20 protein-coding genes are annotated in these 18,841 nt (G+C 71.0%); 12 read left to right on the forward strand and 8 right to left on the reverse strand.

Features of this window, described 5'->3' with window-relative positions; genetic code table 11:
* Positions 1–26: 26 nt before the first annotated feature.
* Both ACGFZA_RS27645 and ACGFZA_RS27650 read left to right on the forward strand, forming a co-directional pair.
* Positions 27–278 carry a type II toxin-antitoxin system Phd/YefM family antitoxin gene (locus ACGFZA_RS27645; protein ID WP_385278864.1) on the forward strand — a complete coding sequence of 84 codons (252 nt, stop codon included), beginning with the start codon at positions 27–29 and terminating at the stop codon, positions 276–278.
* Complete coding sequence (locus ACGFZA_RS27650) at positions 275–535, forward strand: Txe/YoeB family addiction module toxin (RefSeq protein WP_385278866.1); 261 nt, start codon at positions 275–277, stop codon at positions 533–535. Before ACGFZA_RS27645 ends, ACGFZA_RS27650 begins: the two co-directional genes overlap by 4 nt.
* On the opposite strand, the gene ACGFZA_RS27655 is transcribed toward ACGFZA_RS27650, so the two are convergent.
* The 6 genes from ACGFZA_RS27655 to rsmI form a co-directional block, all read right to left on the reverse strand.
* Positions 523–1,428: a 4-(cytidine 5'-diphospho)-2-C-methyl-D-erythritol kinase gene (locus ACGFZA_RS27655; protein ID WP_385278868.1), complete on the reverse strand. Its 906-nt coding sequence runs from the start codon at positions 1,426–1,428 to the stop codon at positions 523–525. The two genes, ACGFZA_RS27650 and ACGFZA_RS27655, sit on opposite strands and share 13 nt — an antisense overlap.
* The gene (rsmA, locus tag ACGFZA_RS27660) at positions 1,425–2,297 is read right to left on the reverse strand and encodes a 16S rRNA (adenine(1518)-N(6)/adenine(1519)-N(6))-dimethyltransferase RsmA (protein WP_393682584.1); all 873 of its coding nucleotides are present in this window, start codon (positions 2,295–2,297) and stop codon (positions 1,425–1,427) included. The genes ACGFZA_RS27655 and rsmA overlap by 4 nt, the downstream gene beginning before the upstream one ends.
* On the reverse strand, positions 2,294–3,568 hold the full coding sequence (locus ACGFZA_RS27665; RefSeq protein WP_393682586.1) for a ubiquitin-like domain-containing protein: 1,275 nt from the start codon (positions 3,566–3,568) through the stop codon (positions 2,294–2,296). Before ACGFZA_RS27665 ends, rsmA begins: the two co-directional genes overlap by 4 nt.
* Before the next feature lie 115 nt (positions 3,569–3,683).
* Complete coding sequence (locus ACGFZA_RS27670; protein WP_393682588.1) at positions 3,684–4,550, reverse strand: TatD family hydrolase; 867 nt, start codon at positions 4,548–4,550, stop codon at positions 3,684–3,686.
* A 48-nt stretch (positions 4,551–4,598) separates the two neighbouring features.
* Positions 4,599–4,979 carry a hypothetical protein gene (locus tag ACGFZA_RS27675; protein WP_393682590.1) on the reverse strand — a complete coding sequence of 127 codons (381 nt, stop codon included), beginning with the start codon at positions 4,977–4,979 and terminating at the stop codon, positions 4,599–4,601.
* A 159-nt stretch (positions 4,980–5,138) separates the two neighbouring features.
* The gene (gene rsmI, locus ACGFZA_RS27680) at positions 5,139–6,035 is read right to left on the reverse strand and encodes a 16S rRNA (cytidine(1402)-2'-O)-methyltransferase (RefSeq protein WP_393682592.1); all 897 of its coding nucleotides are present in this window, start codon (positions 6,033–6,035) and stop codon (positions 5,139–5,141) included.
* Positions 6,036–6,088: 53 nt separating this feature from the next.
* On the opposite strand from rsmI, the gene ACGFZA_RS27685 reads away from it, so the two are divergent.
* The 4 genes from ACGFZA_RS27685 (at position 6,089) to ACGFZA_RS27700 (ending at position 11,138) form a co-directional block, all read left to right on the forward strand.
* On the forward strand, positions 6,089–7,867 hold the full coding sequence (locus tag ACGFZA_RS27685; protein ID WP_385278880.1) for a dolichyl-phosphate-mannose--protein mannosyltransferase: 1,779 nt from the start codon (positions 6,089–6,091) through the stop codon (positions 7,865–7,867).
* Between the two features lie 142 nt (positions 7,868–8,009).
* Positions 8,010–9,653, forward strand: coding sequence for a penicillin-binding transpeptidase domain-containing protein (locus tag ACGFZA_RS27690; protein WP_393682594.1), 1,644 nt, complete (start codon positions 8,010–8,012; stop codon positions 9,651–9,653).
* Between the two features lie 121 nt (positions 9,654–9,774).
* Complete coding sequence (locus ACGFZA_RS27695; RefSeq protein WP_393682596.1) at positions 9,775–10,290, forward strand: YbaK/EbsC family protein; 516 nt, start codon at positions 9,775–9,777, stop codon at positions 10,288–10,290.
* The gene (locus ACGFZA_RS27700) at positions 10,287–11,138 is read left to right on the forward strand and encodes an EamA family transporter (protein ID WP_393682598.1); all 852 of its coding nucleotides are present in this window, start codon (positions 10,287–10,289) and stop codon (positions 11,136–11,138) included. The genes ACGFZA_RS27695 and ACGFZA_RS27700 overlap by 4 nt, the downstream gene beginning before the upstream one ends.
* A gap of 75 nt (positions 11,139–11,213) precedes the next feature.
* Here the strand turns inward: ACGFZA_RS27700 and ACGFZA_RS27705 are convergent, their stop codons facing one another.
* Positions 11,214–11,594, reverse strand: coding sequence for a winged helix-turn-helix transcriptional regulator (locus ACGFZA_RS27705; protein ID WP_393682600.1), 381 nt, complete (start codon positions 11,592–11,594; stop codon positions 11,214–11,216).
* Positions 11,595–11,677: 83 nt separating this feature from the next.
* Here ACGFZA_RS27705 and ACGFZA_RS27710 point away from each other — a divergent pair, with 83 nt between their 5' ends.
* The 5 genes from ACGFZA_RS27710 to ACGFZA_RS27730 all read left to right on the forward strand — a co-directional run bounded on the left by ACGFZA_RS27710 (position 11,678) and on the right by ACGFZA_RS27730 (position 16,713).
* Positions 11,678–12,112, forward strand: a complete 435-nt coding sequence (locus ACGFZA_RS27710; protein ID WP_393682602.1) for a nuclear transport factor 2 family protein — start codon at positions 11,678–11,680, stop codon at positions 12,110–12,112.
* Positions 12,113–12,275: 163 nt separating this feature from the next.
* Positions 12,276–12,896 carry an RICIN domain-containing protein gene (locus tag ACGFZA_RS27715; protein WP_393682604.1) on the forward strand — a complete coding sequence of 207 codons (621 nt, stop codon included), beginning with the start codon at positions 12,276–12,278 and terminating at the stop codon, positions 12,894–12,896.
* A gap of 371 nt (positions 12,897–13,267) precedes the next feature.
* Entirely contained in the window at positions 13,268–14,380 is a 1,113-nt protein-coding gene (locus ACGFZA_RS27720; protein WP_393682606.1) for a DUF1996 domain-containing protein, read from the forward strand.
* 109 nt (positions 14,381–14,489) lie between these two features.
* A complete protein-coding gene (locus ACGFZA_RS27725) occupies positions 14,490–16,247 on the forward strand; it encodes a discoidin domain-containing protein (protein WP_393682608.1) in 1,758 nt (585 codons plus the stop codon).
* A 19-nt stretch (positions 16,248–16,266) separates the two neighbouring features.
* Positions 16,267–16,713, forward strand: a complete 447-nt coding sequence (locus ACGFZA_RS27730) for a DoxX family protein (protein WP_393682887.1) — start codon at positions 16,267–16,269, stop codon at positions 16,711–16,713.
* Between the two features lie 71 nt (positions 16,714–16,784).
* Here ACGFZA_RS27730 and ACGFZA_RS27735 read toward each other — a convergent pair whose 3' ends face one another.
* Positions 16,785–18,179, reverse strand: a complete 1,395-nt coding sequence (locus tag ACGFZA_RS27735; RefSeq protein WP_393682889.1) for an MFS transporter — start codon at positions 18,177–18,179, stop codon at positions 16,785–16,787.
* 161 nt (positions 18,180–18,340) lie between these two features.
* Between ACGFZA_RS27735 and ACGFZA_RS27740 the strand changes: the two genes are divergently transcribed.
* Entirely contained in the window at positions 18,341–18,823 is a 483-nt protein-coding gene (locus ACGFZA_RS27740; protein WP_385278898.1) for a MarR family winged helix-turn-helix transcriptional regulator, read from the forward strand.
* The last annotated feature ends 18 nt before the right edge of the window (positions 18,824–18,841 follow it).

Below are 18,841 nucleotides of genomic sequence, written 5' to 3' on the forward strand. Positions count from 1 at the left end.
TCCTGTACATCTTCGAGGAGGCGGCCGTGCGGACGATGACCTACACCGAGTCACGGGCCAAGTACGCCGAGACCCTCAGCGCGGTCGTCGACGACCGCGAAGAGGTCATAGTGACGCGCGCCGGGCACGAGCCCGTGGTGATCGTGGCGCTCGACGAGTACGAGGCCATGAAGGAGACGGCCTACCTGTACCGGAGCCCCGAGAACGCGCGTCGCGTGCTGGCGGCGATCGATGATCTCGAGAACGGTGACGGCTCGGTCCGGGAGCTCGTCGAGTGAAACTGGTCTGGCACGAGACCGCGTGGGCGGACTACGTGTGGTGGCAGGCCCAGGACCGGAAGATCCTCAAGCGGATCAACGCCCTGCTCCAGGACGTCGTTCGCAACGGGAACGAGGGCATCGGCAAGCCGGAGCCCCTGCGGCACGGTTTCCACGGGTACTGGTCCCGGAGGATCAGCGACGAACACCGCCTCGTGTACCGCGTGGCCGAGGACGAGGTGCGGATCGCCTCCTGCCGCTACCACTACGGCCGCTGAATCGTCGCCCCCGGTGCCGGGGATGACGCGATCCGGGCGGTGCGGCAGCTCCCCGAGGCGGTCAGCGCGTCGGCGATGGCGCGGGCCGACGCCTCGTCCTCGGTGAGGAACGCGGTGGTCGGCCCGGAGCCCGAGACCAGCGCGGCCCGTGCGCCCGCGACGGTGCCCGCGGCGAGGGTGCGGGCCAGCGAGGGCCGCAGCGACAGCGCCGGGGCCTGGAGGTCGTTGCTGAGGACTCCGGCGAGGGCCCCGGTGTCGCCGGACCGCAGCGCGCCCAGGAGCGCGGGTGATACGACGGGCTCGGGCACCCGGGTCCCCTCCGTGAGCCGGTCGAACTCGCGGTAGACGGCCGGGGTGGAGAGGCCGCCGTCGGCGACTGCGAAGACCCAGTGGAAGGTGCCGCCGACCTCGACGGGGGTCAGCTGCTCGCCGCGGCCGACCCCGAGGGCCGCCCCGCCGACGAGGCTGAACGGCACGTCGCTGCCCAGCTCGGCGCAGATGGCGAGGAGCTCCTCGCGGGTGGCACCGGTGGACCAGAGCGCGTCGCACGCCAGGAGGGCGCCGGCCGCGTCCGCGCTCCCGCCCGCCATTCCGCCCGCGACCGGGATGTCCTTGGCGATGTGGATGTGGACGTCGGGTGCGATGCCGTGCCGCTCGGCCAGCGCCGTCGCCGCGCGGGCGGCGAGGTTGGTGGCGTCCAGCGGGACCTGGGCGGCGTCCGGGCCCGAGCAGGTGATGCGCAGCCCGTCGGCCGGGGTGACGGTGACCTCGTCGTACAGGCCGACGGCAAGGAAGACGTTGGCCAGGTCGTGGAAGCCGTCGGGGCGCGCGGCGCCGACCGCGAGCTGCACGTTGACCTTGGCGGGCACCCGGACGGTGACGCTCGCGCTCATGCGGACAGCTCCGGCTTGTTCTCGGCGATGGCGGCGAACTCCTCGACCGTGAGCGCCTCGCCGCGGGCCTGCGGCGAGACGCCGGCCGCGACCAGGGCGGCCTCGGCGGCGGGCGCGGACCCGGCCCATCCGGACAGCGCCGCCCGCAGCGTCTTGCGGCGCTGGGCGAAGGCGGCGTCGACGACCGCGAAGACCTCGGCCTTGCTCGCCGTGGTGGCGACGGGCTCGGTGCGCCGCACCAGCGACACCAGGCCCGAGTCGACGTTGGGCGCGGGCCAGAAGACCTTGCGGCCGATGGAGCCGGCGCGCTTGACGTCGGTGTACCAGTTGGCCTTCACCGACGGCACGCCGTAGACCTTGTTGCCCGGCCTGGCGGCCAGCCGGTCGGCGACCTCGGCCTGGACCATGACGAGGGTGCGCTCGATGCTCGGGAAGCGGTCGAGCATGGTGAGCAGCACGGGCACCGCGACGTTGTACGGAAGGTTGGCGACCAGCGCGGTGGGCGGCGGGCCCGGCAGCTCCCGGACGAGCATCGCGTCCGAGTGGACGAGAGCGAACCGGTCGGCGCGCCCCGGCATCCGGGCGGCGACGGTGGCCGGCAGGGCGGACGCCAGCACGTCGTCGATCTCGACGGCGACGACCCGGTCGGCCGCCTCCAGCAGAGCCAGGGTCAGCGAGCCCAGACCGGGGCCGACCTCGACCACCACGTCGTCCGGGCGGACCTCCGCGGTGCGCACGATCCGGCGGACCGTGTTGGCGTCGATGACGAAGTTCTGACCGCGCTGCTTCGTGGGGCGTACGCCCAGCGTCGCGGCCAGCTCGCGGATGTCTGCGGGGCCCAGGAGGGCGTCGGGCTCTGTGGTGCTCACCTGTTAAGCGTACGGGCTGTCGGCCTTCCGCCCGCCCCGGCCGTGCGGGGGCCGGTGCCGGCCTTCACGACCCGGCTGACGGGTTCCCGTACGACCTCGGCCGCCAGCACCCGGGGCTTCTGCCGGACGCCGTTGACGGTCCGCAGGGCGTACATCACGCGCCGCGAACCGTCCCGTCCCTCCCGCTCGACCCGCTCCGTACCGGCGGGGATCGCCCCGTCCCCGGACCGCTCCACCCCGTACGGCAGCAGCTCCTCGCGCACCACCCGGGCGGTGGTGATCCGGAGCACCGAGACGGTCTGGCCCTCCCGCGGGAAGCTGTCCGGGGCCACGGACGTGGTGTCCTCGCCGCGCAGGACGACACCGGCCCGGGCGACGGCCTCGCGGACGGTGGCGGCGGTGGTGCGGACGGTGTGTTCGCGGCCGTCGGCCATCACGGTGACGGTGCGCTCGGTGCGTACGTCCAGGGTCAGTCCGGTACGTCCGATCGGCGCGGACCGGGAGACGGAGAGGTAGGCGCCGTCGGCCCGCACGCCCAGTCGGCGCAGGGCGGCGCCGACGGTGGGTTCGGAGGTCCAGACCCTGCGCCGCACCCCGTCGAGCGTGAGCGTCACCGGGCGCGGGCCGCCGACGGTGATCACGTCGCCGTCGCCGATGCGGGTGCCGGGGGCCGGGCTCACCGCCAGGGCGTCGTCGACGTCGACGCCCTGTTCGGCCAGGAGCTCCCCCACGTCGTCCGCGAAGGTGTGCAGGGTGCGGGGCTCCCCGTCGATGTCCAGCGTCACCGCCTTGTCCTCGGCGACGAACGCGGTCGTCCCGCCCGCCAGGAACGCGACCACGAGGGCCTGCGGGACCAGGCGGCGCAGCTGCTCGGGACGGACCGGCACCCGGCGGCGCCGGGCACCCCGCCGCGCCCCGGACCGGCGGGCGGGGGCCGGGACGGTGAGCGCGGTGACGGTGGGGGCCTGCGCGATGCGTGCGGCGCCGCCGGTCGCGGTCACCGTCCGCCCCGTCGGCACGTCGACGACGGTCGGCGTGTGCCGGTTCCACGCGGCGAGCGTCAGCTCCTCGTGCGGCGGCACGGCGGACGGCCCCGGCACCACGACGGTGTGCGGCGGCACGGGCGACGCGCCCGGCACCACGACCGCATGCGGCGACACGGGGGACGGACCCGGCACCACGACGGTGGCGGGCCCGCGTGTCCCGGCCGCCGCTCTGCGTCCCCTGCCGCTGCCGCGCGCGGCGCGGTGACTGCCCTGCGAATTGCTCACGACGCTCGCTCCAGAAGATCCGTACCGGCCCGGCTCACTCTTGGCGCCCGGGACGATAGCGGAGCTCCGGTGACTCTCCAAAACGGCGCGACTACACAGCGTCGACTCGGGCCGGTCAGTAGTCGAACGCGCGAGCCGTGTTGCCGGCGATCGCCGACGCCAGGGTGTCCTCGTCGACGCCCTTGACCGCGGCCATGGCGCGCAGCGTGACCGGAATCAGATACGGCGCGTTAGGCCGTCCGCGGTACGGGGCGGGGGTGAGGAAGGGCGCGTCGGTCTCGACCAGGACCAGTTCCATGGGCGCGACGGCCAGCGCGTCACGCAGCGGCTGGGCGTTCTTGAACGTCATGTTGCCCGCGAAGGACATGAAGTACCCGGCGTCCGCGCAGACGCGGGCCATGTCGGCGTCGCCGGAGTAGCAGTGGAAGACGGTCCGCTCGGGGGCGCCCGCGTCGGCGAGGATGCGCAGCACATCGGCGTGCGCCTCGCGATCGTGGATGACGAGCGCCTTGCCGTGCCGTTTGGCGATCTCGATGTGGGCCCGGAAGGACTCCTCCTGGGCGGCCATGCCTTCGGGGCCGGTCCGGAAGTAGTCGAGCCCCGTCTCACCGACGCCCCGTACATGGTCCAGCGCGGCCAGTGCGTCGATCTCGGCGAGCGCCTCGTGGAGCGCGGCCGTCCCACCGCCCTCGCGCGCGCCCTGCCGCGACCAGTTGTCCGGGTCGCCGTGCACGATGCGCGGCGCCTCGTTGGGGTGCAGCGCCACGGCCGCGTACACACCCGCGTGCGCGGCCGCCGTCTCGGCGGCCCAGCGCGAGCCCTTCACGTCGCAGCCCACCTGGATCACGGTCGTCACGTTCACCGCGGCGGCCCTGGCCAGGCCCTCCTCGACGGTGCCGTCCTGCATGTCCAGATGGGTGTGCGAATCGGCGACCGGCACCCGGAGGGGCTCGGGCAGCGGCGGGGCTTCGGTACGGCTCATGGCCACGATCGTACGAGGACCGTGGCCCCGGACCTCACCCCGCGGGCGTCACCTGCGGTGGAAGGGGTGGAACAGGTCGGAGAGGTGCCAGTGGTGGTCTCCCGCGGGAGCCGCCGTGGCGGCCACGGGCTCCCGCACCTCGGCATCGGCCTCTTTCGCCGCGGCCGGCCGGCGGTTCTGGAGCAGCTGCTGCACCGTCGAGACCCGTCCGGCCCGCATGATCCGTACGACGTGCCCGCCGCAGTTGGTGCAGGTGGGCGTGGAAAGCGGGGACGGCACCCGTTCGCCGTCCGCCTTGTAGACCACGAATGCTTTGTTGGAGCCGTCGACGTGGTGCTCTATTTCGTAGGCCTGTTCCCAGCCGTGTCCGCACCTCATGCAGGCGAAGGCATACGCCTCGTGCACGGTGGTTGCTGCGATCTCGCTCATGCCTGCTCCTCTTGTCCGCCGGACAAGCACTCCGGAGAATGCGTCCTGAATCCAGTGGACGCCTTTACCGGCGGGAGCGCACCGGGCCCTGTCGAGTGTTGGAGCGGTTTTGGCCTTCTCGTGGCAAAAGGGGCCGGAACGCGGCTCGCGCTTTGCCTTTCACGATAGTCCTTTACCGTCCGCCGGTCCGTTCCGAGCCGCATTCTTTGCCGCGACGACCGCGTCGAACACCTCGCGTTTGGGCAGCCCCGCCGCGGCGGCCACAGCGGCGATCGCCTCCTTGCGCCGCTCCCCCGCCTCCTCGCGCACCTGCACCCTGCGCACCAGCTCCTCGGCGTCGAGTTCCTCGGCCCCGGAGTCGGCAGCTCCCTCGACGACGACGGTGATCTCGCCGCGTACGCCCTCGGCCGCCCAGACGGCGAGCTCGCCCAGCGGACCGCGCTTCACTTCCTCGTACGTCTTGGTCAGCTCCCGGCACACCGCGGCGCGCCGGTCGACCCCGAAGACCTCGGCCATCGCGGCGAGGGTGTCGTCGAGGCGGTGCGGGGCCTCGAAGAACACCATGGTGCGGCGCTCGTCGGCGACCTCGCGGAGCTTGCCGAGGCGTTCACCGGCCTTGCGCGGCAGGAAGCCCTCGAAGCAGAACCGGTCCACCGGGAGGGCGGACAGGGCGAGCGCGGTGAGCACCGCCGAGGGGCCCGGCACCGCGGTGACCTTGATGTCCTTCTCCACCGCGGCGGCGACCAGCCGGTAGCCGGGGTCGGAGACGGACGGCATCCCCGCGTCCGTGACCAGCAGCACCCGGGCGCCGCCCAGCAGCGCCTCGACGAGTTCGGGCGTACGGGCGGACTCGTTGCCCTCGAAGTAGGAGACGACACGCCCCGTGGTGTGGATGCCCAGCGCCTGGGTCAGCCGGCGCAGCCGGCGGGTGTCCTCGGCGGCGACGACATCGGCCGTCTCCAGTTCTGCGGCGAGTCGTGGCGGGGCGTCCGCCACATCGCCGATGGGGGTCCCTGCGAGTACCAGCGTTCCAGTCGTTCCAGTCACAACGTCCATCCTCCCAGCACGGGCGACAGGACTCGCACAGATGCGTTCCCTACGATGGCGCGGTGACGAGTACTGCGCCCGAAGCCCGGCAGGGCCAAGACGCCGGGGAACACCATGGCCCGGAGCCGACTTCCTGGCAGCAGCGGCTGCGCCGCTTCGGCCATTCCCCGCGCCCCGGTATCGGGCTGCGCGAGCGGCTGGTTCCGCCGTACACCCGCCCGGGGGGCCAGTTGTGGGCGGTGCTCGGGATTCCCCCGCTGCTCGCGGACCGGCTGGTGCGCTGGTCGGCCTGGGGCGGTCCGCTGCTGGTGGCGGCGGTCGCCGGGGTGCTGCGGTTCTGGAACCTGGGCAGTCCGCACGCGGTGATATTCGATGAGACGTATTACGCCAAGGACTCCTGGGCGCTCATCAAGCAGGGGTACGAGGGGGCGTGGCCCAAGGACGTCGACAAGCTGATCCTCAACGATCCGTCGCAGGTCCCGGTCCCGACCGATCCGGGTTACGTGGTCCACCCGCCGGTCGGCAAGTGGATCATCGGGATCGGTGAGCAGATCTTCGGATTCACGCCGTTCGGCTGGCGGTTCATGGTCGCCGTGCTCGGCACGCTGTCGGTGCTGATGCTGTGCCGGATCGGCCGCAGGCTGTTCCGCTCGACGTTCCTGGGCTGCCTGGCGGGCGGACTGCTGGCGGTGGACGGCCTGCACTTCGTGATGAGCCGCACCGCGCTGCTCGACCTGGTGCTGATGTTCTTCGTGCTGGCCGCGTTCGGCTGTCTGCTGATCGACCGGGACTGGGCCAGGCGCAAGCTCGCCGCCGCGCTGCCGGTCGACGAGGACGGGGTGCTGCGGCCGGACACCGGGGTCGCGGAGGGGCTGCGGCTGGGCTGGCGTCCGTGGCGGATCGCGGCCGGCGTCTCCCTCGGGCTGGCCTCCGCCACCAAGTGGAACGGCCTGTACGTCATGGTCGCGTTCGGCCTGATGACGGTCCTGTGGGACGTGGGCGCCCGGAGGACCGCGGGCGCGGTACAGCCGCACAAGGCGGTGCTGAAGCGGGACCTGCTGCCGGCGTTCGTGTCCACGGTGCCGGTCGCGGTCCTCACGTACCTCGCCTCCTGGACCGGCTGGATCATCCACAACGACCCCGACCACCACGGCTACTACCGGGACTGGGCGGCGACCGACGGCGAGGGCGGCAGCTGGACCTGGCTGCCGGACTGGCTGCGCAGCCTGTGGCACTACGAGAACCAGGTCTACGACTTCCATGTGAACCTGACGTCCGGTCACACCTACCAGTCCAATCCGTGGAGCTGGATCGTGATGGGCCGGCCCGTCTCGTACTTCTACGAGGAGCAGAACGGCTGCGCCCGGTCGGCGACCGGCAAATGCGCCCGCGAGGTGCTGGCTCTCGGCACGCCCCTGCTGTGGTGGGCCGGGTGCTTCGCCCTGCTGTACGTGCTGTGGCGCTGGGTCTTCCGCCGCGACTGGCGGGCGGGCGCGATCGCCTGCGGAGTGGCCGCGGGATGGGTGCCGTGGTTCCTCTACCAGGAACGCACCATTTTCCTTTTCTACGCGGTCGTGTTCGTGCCCTTCCTCTGTCTCGCGGTGGCGATGATGATCGGCGCGATGCTGGGTCCTGCGGCAGGCACCGGAACGAAACACGAACTGGGCCTGGCAAAGGGAGATCCTTCGGGTGAACGACGCCGGACCGTCGGGGCCGTGGCGGCCGGCGTACTGGTCCTCCTGATCATCTGGAATTTCATCTATTTCTGGCCGCTGTATACCGGCACTCCGATTCCCGAGGATTCCTGGCGCGACCGGATGTGGCTGGATACCTGGATTTGACCGTTCTGTTCATGTCCTCCATGCCGCGGCGGATCGCATTCCGGTAACAACCGGCTCCCCCGTCACGGCCGTCCCGTAATGTGCCGGGTACAGCCACCTTGAACGCGTTCAAGGTGGCCTCCTGGGGAGGGGGACTGCAGGGATGCGCAGTGGAGTGAAGGTCGCCGTGGTCGGCGGAGTGTTCGCGGTCGTGGTCGGCGGAGTGGGCTACGGGGCCTACAACATCCTGGACGGGCTCGGCAGCAGCGGGGTCGGGGGCGGCACGGACACCAAGGCCACCTCGGCCGAGGTGAAGACAGGGCCGGTCACCAAGGACGAGATCGCCGACACGTCCGAGAAGTTCCTCGCCGCATGGGCGAAGGGCGACGCGGCCACCGCTGCCGCGCTCACCAACAACGAGGGCGACGCCAAGCCGGCCCTGGTCGGCTACAGCGAATCGGCCCACGTCACCAAGGCCGTGATCACCGCGGGCACGGCGACCGGCTCGAAGGTGCCGTACACGGTCAAGGCGACCGTCTCCTACGGTGGAACGACGAAGCCCTGGTCGTACGCCTCCGAGCTGACGGTGGTGCGCGGTCTGACCACGGGCCGCCCGCTCGTCGACTGGCTCCCCTCCGTCATCCATCCGGACCTCGACAAGGGCGAGACGCTGGAGACCGGCGAGTCGCAGACCGCGGCGATCGAGGCGGTCGACCGCAACGGCACCGTGCTCACCAAGGAGAAGTACCCGTCGCTGGGCACCATCTTGGACGACCTGCGCAAGAGGTACAGCGCGCAGGCCGGCGGCACCGCCGGCATCGAGACCTGGATCAACAGCGCGAACGCCGACGCGGCGGACAGGACGCTGCTGACCCTGGTCAAGGGGAAGCCGGGCAAAGTGCCGACCACCCTGGACGCGAACACCCAGGCGGCGGCCGAGACCGCGGTCAAGCAGTTCAGCGGCGCTTCGGTGGTAGCGGTGAAACCGTCCACCGGCGAGATCCGCGCGGTGGCCAACAACCCGGCTTCCGGCTTCAACGCGGCGATGCAGGGCGCACAGGCGCCGGGCTCCACGATGAAGATCGTGACGGCCGCGCTGCTCATCGAGAAGGGGCTCGCCTCCGCGAACAGCCCCGTCGAGTGCCCCAAGAACGTGATGTACCAAGGAACCACGTTCCACAACCTGAAGTACTTCTCGCTCCCGGACACGGACACGTTCACGTCCAGCTTCGCCCAGTCCTGCAACACGGCCTTCATCAAGCTGATCGACGATGTGAAGGACGACGCGGCGCTCGGCAAGGAGGCCCGGGACGTCTTCGGGATCGGCCTGGTCTGGAAGACCGGTGTCACGTCCGTCGACGGCAGCGTGCCCGAGGCGACCGGCGGCGAGGCGGCGGCCCAGTACATCGGCCAGGGCACGGTGACGATGAACGCGCTCAACATGGCGTCGGTCACCGCGACGGCCCGCACCGGCACCTTCCGTCAGCCGGTCCTCGTACCGAGCACTCTGGACGGCCGTCGGCTCGTGACCGCCGCGCGGTCGCTGTCGCCGAACGTCACGGGCCAGCTGAACGACATGATGCGGGCCACCGCCTCCTGGGGCACCGGCAAGGCGGCCATGTCCTCGGTCCGCGGGGACAAGGGGGCCAAGACCGGCTCGGCGGAGGTGGAGGGGCAGGGGAAGTCCAACAGCTGGTTCACCGGGTTCAAGGACGACCTCGCGGCAGCGGCGGTCGTCCAGTCCGGCGGACACGGCGGGGACGCGGCCGGCCCGCTCGTCGCCGCGGTCCTGCGCGCGGGGCAGTGACGACGGGACTCCTCCCGCCTGTGCTCCGGGGCCTCTGCCGCAGCTGCGGCAGAGGCCCCCTGCCGTGCCGTCCCGGCAACCCGATCGCACGCCCCCGACCACAGCCGATAGCGTGCGGGGCATGAGTACTTCAGACGCCCCCGCGCCGACGGGGGGCGACACCTCCGCCGCCCACCCCCGATTCGCCGAGGCCCTGCGCGAGCTCGGACTCGACGTCGAGATCCGCCGCTTCCCGGAGGCCACCCGGACCGCGGCCGAGGCCGCGGCCGCTCTCGGCTGCGAGCTCGGCGAGATCGTCAAGTCGCTGATCTTCGAGGCCGACGGGGTGCCGGTACTGGTCCTCATGGACGGCTCCTCGCGCGTCGATATGGAGCTCGTACGCCAGGAGTTGGGGGCGGCGAAGGTACGCCGGCCGGGCGCGGACGTGGTCCGGGAGGCCACCGGTTACGCGATCGGCGGCGTGCCGCCCTTCGGGCACCGCACCAGGACCCGGGTCCTGGCCGACCGCGGGCTGCTCGCCCACGCGACGGTGTGGGCGGCGGCCGGTACCCCGTACACGGTCTTCCCGCTCGACCCGCAGACGCTGATCGGGCACGCCGGCGGCACCGTGGTGGACGTACGCGAGCAGACCGGGTGACGCCGCTGGTGGCCATGGCCGTCCTGGCGGCCGCCTTCACACACGCCGGCTGGAACGCCATCGCGCATGCGATCAAGGACCAGTTGCTGTCCTTCACCCTGATCTCCGGGGGCGGCCTGCTGATCGGCGCGGCCGCCGCCTGCTTCGTTCCGTTCCCGGCCGCGGAGGCGTGGCCGTACCTGATCGTCTCCGCCGCCCTGCACGTGGCGTACATGCTGCTGCTGATGCGGTCGTTCACCCTGGGCGACTTCGGCCAGATGTATCCGATCGCGCGCGGCACGGCCCCGCTCGTGGTCACCGTCCTCGCCGCCGTCTTCGTGGGCGAACACCCGGACGGCTGGGCCACGGCGGGCGTCGCCGTCGCCTCGGCCGGACTGGTCGGGCTGGCCCTGTGGGGCATCCGCGGCGCGGGCAAGCGCCCGCAGTGGCCCGCGATCCTGGCCGCGCTCGCGACCGGCCTCGCCATCGCCGGCTACACGACGGTGGACGGAGTCGGCGTACGCGCCTCCGGCAGCTCGCTCGGCTACATCGCCTGGCTGATGATCCTGGAGGGCGTCGCCATCCCGCTCTACGCCCTCTGCCGCCGCCGCTCCGACCTGCCCGCCCAGCTCCGCCCGTACGCGCTGCGCGGCCTGCTCGGCGCGGCCCTGTCGGTGACGGCGTACGGCCTCGTCCTGTGGGCCCAGACCCGCGCGGCCCTCGCCCCGGTCGCGGCGCTGCGCGAGTCGTCGATCATCGTGGGCGCGGCCATCGGGACCGTCGTCTTCAAGGAACGGTTCGGCGCACCGCGGATCGCGGCGGCGGGGCTGATGGTGGTGGGCATCGGGCTGATGCTGCACACGGGTTGAGACGCGGTGGCGGGCGCACACGACCGCGCGCGGGGCCGCCGCCCGTGACCTCCGGCGGGGGCACCACCTGCGGGGTCAGCTGCCGTGTTCGCGGTCGTACGCGGCCCGGGCGGCGGCGACCGTGCCGCGGTGGCGCCCGGCCCAGTCGGTGAGCTCCAGCAGCGAACTGTGGAGCTCCCGGGCCATTTCCGTCAGCGTGTACTCGACCTTGGGCGGAACGACCGGATGGACGGTGCGTACGAGCAGGCCGTCCCGCTCCAGCTTGCGCAACTTGAGCGTGAGCATGCGCCTGCTGATCCCGCTGATCGAACGCTCCAGCTCCGTGAAGCGCACCGGCCCCTGCGCGGCGGCCACCAGGATGCCGATGCTCCACTTCCCGGAGACGTGGTCGAGGACCTCCGCGACCGGGCACGCCTCGCCTGCCAGGACTGACACATCGATGTGACTCCGGGACATGAGAGTGCCTTCTTCCGCCGGGCCCGATGGTGACCAACCATGTACTCCGTATCCCATCGTGCACCAACCCGGAAGGCGGCTCGATGCTCCAGGAACTCACAGACCGCGCTGCGATCACGGCTGTCGTCACCGCGTACGCGACGGCCCTGGACACCCGGGACTGGGCGGCCCTGGGCACGCTGTTCACCGACGACGCCTGCTGGGAGTACGGCGGTTCGGGAGAACGGATCTGCGGACCCGCCGCAATCGTCGCCAGGATCAGCAACGGCCTGGAGCGCATCGACGCCACCCAGCACCTGAACGGCAATCATGTCGCCGCGGTACACGGTGACGAGGCCGAGCACACGTGCTACTACCAGGCCCAGCACATCCGCCACGGCCTGCCCGGTGGCGACAGGTTCCTCGGCGCGGGCCGCTACGACGACCGGCTGCGCCGCACTCCGGACGGCTGGCGTTTCACCCACCGCAGGATCACCACCGTCTGGAGCGAGGGAAACCCCGCCGTGATGACGTCCTGACGTCGGACAGAGCCCTTCGCAGGTCGCCCGGACCGGGTCGGGGATGATCCCTGGACTCCGGGCGAGCGAGTACGGCAACCTGATCACGCTTCGTACCGCTGGAAGGTGTGACATGAAGCGAAGACACAGGCCAGGACACACGACAACCCGAGGGACTTCACCCATGCGCAAGACTTTCGCCCTGACCGCCGCCGCCGTCGGAATGATCGGGGCACTCGCCGCCGCGCCCAGCGCGTCGGCCTCCGTCGCGAACGAGGCGGAGCCGTCCCCCGTCGTGGCGGTCGACCCCATGCTGCCCGCCCCCGAAGCGGTTCCGTTCAACACTCCGGAAGGAACGGACGTCAACGAATCCGGGGGCAGCGTCTTCACCGGAGTCAAGAACTTCATCCAGTACGGGTACGGAACGTGCCTGGACGACAGCAACGCCTACGGGCTCCGTCTGCACACGTGCAGCAGCAAGAGTGCCGGCAACCCTTACCAGACCTGGGACTGGAGAAGCGAGGGCAACTACTTCCGGTTCAAGAACCGCAACACGCTCCTCTGCCTCGACGGCAGCAGCGGCCACGGTGTACGCACGCACACATGCAGCGACGCCAGTTACAACAACGGCTACCAGGCGTGGCGGCTGTACGCCACCAACCCCGGTGAGACCTATGCCAGTTGGCAGAACGTAGCCACCGGCCAGTGCATGGACTACAGCTCCGGCCACGGCCTGCGCCTCCACACATGCAGCACCGCGAGCTTCAGCAACGGCTACCAGACCTGGAGCTACAAGCAGGGGTGATCTCCCCTCGGGCCGCATGCGATCCGTCCGCCACCGGCGAGGGCATGCGGCCCGCCTCCCCGGCCCCCGGATGACAACCGGTGACGGCCGGCCACGGGTTCGGGAACAGGCACTCGGCCCGCTCCTGGACCTCGATCGCGCGAGGGCGGGAATCCGGTCCGGACCCGCACCGCCGGATACGACCGCCCGGGGCAACTCCGCCCAGGTCACGCCCCCTTGCCGCCGACAACCCGTACGGGGCGGGCGCCCGCGGCCGGAACAAGCTCCGTTAACCAACTATTGACACGCTCTTGTCAGGAGCGGAACACTCCGAGTTGGGAGAGCGCTCTCCCAACTCCATGCACACCCCCACGACGCAGCAGGAGGTCTCCATGCCACGGAGGTCGAGAACCCTCACCGGACTGCTCTTGTTCACCTCGCTGACCCTGACCACGGCAGGGATCGCCGGGATCGCGGCGACAGCGAACGCTTCCCCCGAGACGCCGGCCGCGGCGGCGGGCACGCACACCGCCCACAACGCCGCGTACTCCATGCCCGGGATGCCCGGCATGGCCGCGTCCACCCAGGCCTCGGGCGACGACCCGGACGGCGACGGCTACATCATGGCCAACCCGCCGGTCACCGGGGTCACCCCCTCGACGGCGGTCCCGCCGCAGGCGTACTTCCACGAGTTCCAGGCCAAGTGCGCCCCGACGCACACCGCTCCGGACGACCCGATCGTCTACCCGGGGCAGCCCGGCAAGTCGCACGACCACACGTTCATGGGCAACACCACCACGAACGCCGACAGCACCACCGCCTCGCTCGAAGCGGGTGGCACCACCTGCCTGGCGCCCGGCGACAAGTCCGGGTACTGGATGCCCAGCCTGTTCAACGGGACCCAGAAGGTCCTCCCCCAGGGCGTCCAGACGATCTACTACAAGTCGGGCGTCACCGACTACACCAGCGTGCGGCCCTTCCCGCGGGGCCTGCGGTACGTCGTCGGCAGCCCGATGCAGACCCAGGAGGAGTTCAAGAACCTCAAGGGCACCGTCGAGGGCTGGGAGTGCGGCGACAGCTTCAAGAACTACAACTTCCCGGCGACCTGCCCGAGCCGCCAGGACGTCCAGCTCAACCTGCGTCTCCAGGCGCCCAGTTGCTGGGATGGCATCCACCTGGACACGCCCGACCACAAGAGCCACATGGCGTACCCGGTGGCCGGCGGCGCGAACTACAACTCCTGCCCGGCCGACCACCCCGTCGCCCTGCCGATGATCGAGTTCAAGATGGCCTGGCCGGTCAACGGTGACATGTCGCAGGTGAAGCTGGCGAGCGGCGCCGGATACTCCTTCCACTACGACTTCATGAACGGCTGGGACGCCGCCACGCTCGACGCGATGGTCACCCACTGCGTCAAGGGCGGGCTCCAGTGCGACCCGCACGGCTACGACGAGAACCACCCCGGAGCCGGCGCGGTGCTCGACGGGAACTACGAACTGCCGTAGTCCACAGCCCCACACCCCCCACACCACGGGGCCTTTTTTCGGCCTTCGACGGAGAGCGCTCTCCAAGATCGCGTACGTCACACCCTCCCCACCCGCAAGGAGCAACCTGATGCACCATCCCCCCACACGCAAGGCCAAACGCCTGGTGGCGCCGCTCGCGGCGGCGGCGCTGCTCGGCGGCGGTCTGCTCGCCGCGCAGGCGCCCGCCGCCCAGGCGGCCGGAAACGTCGTGAAGGTCACCGGTTCACAGGGCGACTGGCAGCTGACCGTGGACGGTTCGCCGTACACGGTCAAGGGCCTCACCTGGGGCCCCTCGGTCGCCGACGCCGGGAAGTACATGCCCGACGTGAAGTCCATGGGCGTCAACACCATCCGCACCTGGGGCACCGATGCCACCAGCAAGCCGCTCTTCGACACGGCGGCGGCCAACGGCATCAAGGTGATCGCCGGCTTCTGGCTCCAGCCGGGCGGCGGCCCCGGGAGCGGTGGCTGTGTGAACTACCTGACGGACACCGAGTACAAGAACAACATGCTCGCCGAGTTCCCCAAGTGGGTCGACACCTACAAGGACAACCCCGGCGTGCTGATGTGGAACGTGGGCAACGAGTCCACGCTCGGCCTCCAGAACTGTTACGGCGGCGACGAGCTGGAAGCCCAGCGCAACGCGTACACGACCTTCGTCAACGACATCGCGAAGAAGATCCACCAGGTCGACCCGAACCACCCGGTGACCTCGACCGACGCCTGGACCGGTGCGTGGCCGTACTACAAGAAGAACGCCCCGGACCTGGACCTGTACGCCGTCAACGCCTACAACGCCGTCTGCAACATCAAGTCCGACTGGGAGCAGGGAGGTTACGACAAGCCCTACATCGTCACCGAGACCGGTCCGGCCGGTGAGTGGGAGGTCGACGACGACGCGAACGGCGTCCCGGCCGAGCCGACCGACGTCGCCAAGGCCGAGGGGTACGAGAAGGCCTGGGGCTGCATCACCGGGCACACCGGGGTGGCGCTCGGCGCCACGATGTTCCACTACGGCGTCGAGGACGACTTCGGCGGCGTCTGGTTCAACCTGCTCCCCGGCGGTGAGAAGCGTCTTTCGTACTACGCCGTGAAGAAGGCCTACGGGGCCGGCACCTCGGGCGACAACACCCCGCCGGTGATCACGGACATGGCGGTGGAAGGTGCCACCACCGGCGTCCCCACCGGCGGCGACGTGAAGATCAGCACCCGCACCAGTGACCCCGACGGCGACGCGATCACCTACCAGGTCCTCTTCAGCAGCAACTACATCGACCAGAACAAGGCGCTGGTCCCCGCCGAGACCAAGGACAACGGCGACGGCACGCTGACCGCGAAGGCCCCGAGCAAGACGGGCGTCTACAAGGTCTATGTGAAGGCCACGGACGGAAAGGGCAACGAGGGCATCGAGACCAAGTCCCTCAAGGTGGTCCCGCCGAAGGTGGACGGGACGAACGTGTCCCGGGGCAAGACCGCCACCGCGTCCAGCTTCCAGACCGACCCGACCGGCGGCTGCCCGTGCGGTGCGGCCAACGCGGTGGACGGCACGTTCGACACCCGCTGGGCCAGCGACTGGAGCGACCCCCAGTGGCTCCAGGTCGACCTCGGCGCCTCGACGACGTTCAAGCACGTCCAGCTCGCCTGGGACCCGGCGTTCGGTAAGGCGTACGACATCCAGACGTCCGAGGACGGGCAGAACTGGACGACGGTGAAGTCGGTGACCGACGGCAACGGCGACATCGACGACATCGACGTCAACGGCACCGGCCGCTACGTCCGCGTCAACGGCATCGCACGCGGCTCCGGTTACGGCTACTCGCTCTACGAGTTCGGCGTCTACAGCTGACAGGAGGCGGGCACTCATGATGGTCACGCGCCTCGGACGGGCTCAGCCCTACGCGCTCAGCCTGTTCCGGATCGTCGTCGGACTGCTCTTCACCTGCCATGGCATCGCGTCGCTCTTCGGCGTGCTCGGCAGGCCGATGCTCTCCGCGGGCACCTGGCCGGGGTGGTACGCGGCCGTCATCCAACTGGTCGGCGGCGCCCTGGTGCTGCTCGGCCTCGGTACGAGAACGGCCGCACTGGTGGGCTCCGGCTCCATGGCGTTCGCGTACTTCGACGTCCACCAGCGGGCAGGCCTGCTGCCGATACAGAACGGCGGCGAGGCGGCGGCCTTCTTCTGCTGGACGCTGCTGCTGCTCGTCTTCTCCGGTCCGGGCGTGCTGGCCATGGACCGGCTGCCGGTCTTCCGCGGAGCCACCCGGGAGAGCGCGGGGACGCGGCAGGAGCAGCACCTGGGGGTACCCGCCTGAGGGGACGGGTACGTCCGCACACCGGCCCCCCGGGACTGCCTCCGGGGGGCCGGTGCCGTGTGCCGGAGCCGTCACCCGGCGGGGCGCTCCGCCGCCTGCGCGTACTCCTCGCCCTCGGGCCTGGCCTTCTTCGGCAGCAGGAGCGTGACGGCGAGGAACGCCGCCAGCAGGCAGGCCTGCGCGATCAGCGCGTGGCGGAAGCCGGCGGTGAACTCACCGGCGCCCGCCCGGTCGAAGAACACCGAGCCGAAGACGGCCACGCCGATCGAGCCGCCGATGGACTGCACCGCCGTGAGCACGCCGGAGGCGGAGCCGATCTCGCTGTCGTCGACGGCGGCGAGGATGAAGCTGAACAGGGCGGCGATCACCATGCCCGCGCCGATGCCGGAGACTGCCACCCCGGGCGCGATGTCCCACACGGAGAACGACCCGGTCGCGCCGAGCTCGTACCAGAGCAGTCCGGCGCCCGCGAGCTGCACGAGCGGGCCGATCTGGAGGACCGCCCGGCCGATCCGTTCGGCGAGGAACGCACCGCTGACCGCGCCGCCGATCGCCGTCCCCACGGCGAGCGGCAGGTTGCCGAGACCGGCCTCACCGGCGGTGAAGTGCTGTCCGATCTGGAGGTACAGGGTGAGGACGAGCTGGCTGCCGACCAGTCCGCCGAAGAACAGCGCGATTCCGCCGAGCCCCACGGTGAACGCGGGCTTGCGCAGCAGCGCGGGGGTCACCAGCGGCTCGCGTTCCCGGGCGGCGGTGCGGCGCTGCTGGAGGGCGAAGGCGGCGAATCCGAGGGCGGACGCGGCCATGGACAGCCAGGTCCACAGCGGCCATCCGGACTCCTGGCCCTGATTCAGCGGCAGGACCAGCAGGGCGCAGGACAGGGCCACCAGGGCCGCGCCCACCCCGTCGACGACCACCGTGCGGTCGCCGGGCTTCTTCGGTACGACTTTCGCGGCGACGATCAGCGCGGCGATGCCGATGGGCAGGTTGACCAGGAAGACCAGCCGCCAGCCGAGGCCCAGGAAGTCGCCCTGGATCAGTCCGCCGCCCAGCACCGGGCCGATGATCCCGCCGAGGCCGAGAACGGGTCCGAAGATGCCGAAGACCTTGGTGAGTTCGGCGCCGGAGAAGTTCTCCCGCAGCAGGCCGAGGCCCTGCGGCAGGAGCATCGCGCCCGCGGCGCCCTGGAGCAGCCGGAAGACGATCAGCGCCCCGATGCCCGGAGCGCACGCGCAGAGCAGCGAGGTGAGGGTGAAGGCGGCGAGACCGGTCAGGAACATCCGGCGGCGCCCGTACCGGTCGCCGAGCCTGCCGCCCAGGATCAGACCGGCGCCCAGGGTGAGTGCGTAGCCGCCGATCACCCATTGGAGGCCGACCGGACCCGCCCCGAGGGACTTCTCCAGTTCGGGTCCGGCCACGTTGACGATGGACGCGTCCAGCAGGTCCATGATCTCCGCGACGAGCATCACCGCCAGGATCAGCCAGCGCCACCGGTACGGGGCATCCCCCGCCCGGTCCTCGGCCGGGGCGGTGGCTCCGGCGCCGGCCGCGATCGGATCCGCGCTCATTTTACCTCAGATCATTGATTACCAATTTTATTAGCAATATCGAGAGTATCCTGAGCCGCATGGATGTCAATCTGCCTGCCGCCGATCCCGCAGAGCCCACGCCGAGCGGTGGTGCCATCCGTGAGCAGCTGCGGAATCTCACGCTCCGGCAGCAGCGGTTCGAGCGGTTCCTGGGCCGCCGGCTGCACGTGGACGCCGCCGGTCTCGCCGTGATGGACCACCTCGTCAACGTCGGGCCGACGACGCCCACCGAGCTCGCCCGCAGACTGGACGCCTCGACGGCGGCGACGACGCTGGTGATCGACCGGCTCGTCGCGGGCGGCCACGCCCTCCGCGAACCGCACCCCACCGACCGCCGCAAGGTGATCGTCGCCCCGGCCGCGCACTGGGGCGCCACGGCGTACGAGCACGTATCGCCGGTCATCGACGGTGTCACGGAGGCCGCCGCGGAGCTCTCGCCGGACGAGCAGGCGGTCGTGGCGGCGTTCCTGGCGCGGATCGTGGGCGTGTACGACGACGCGACGAACCGCGCGAACGGCTGATCCGCCGGGACGTGCGGG

The organism is Streptomyces sp. NPDC048211, from assembly GCF_043202315.1.
GTDB lineage: Bacteria > Actinomycetota > Actinomycetes > Streptomycetales > Streptomycetaceae > Streptomyces.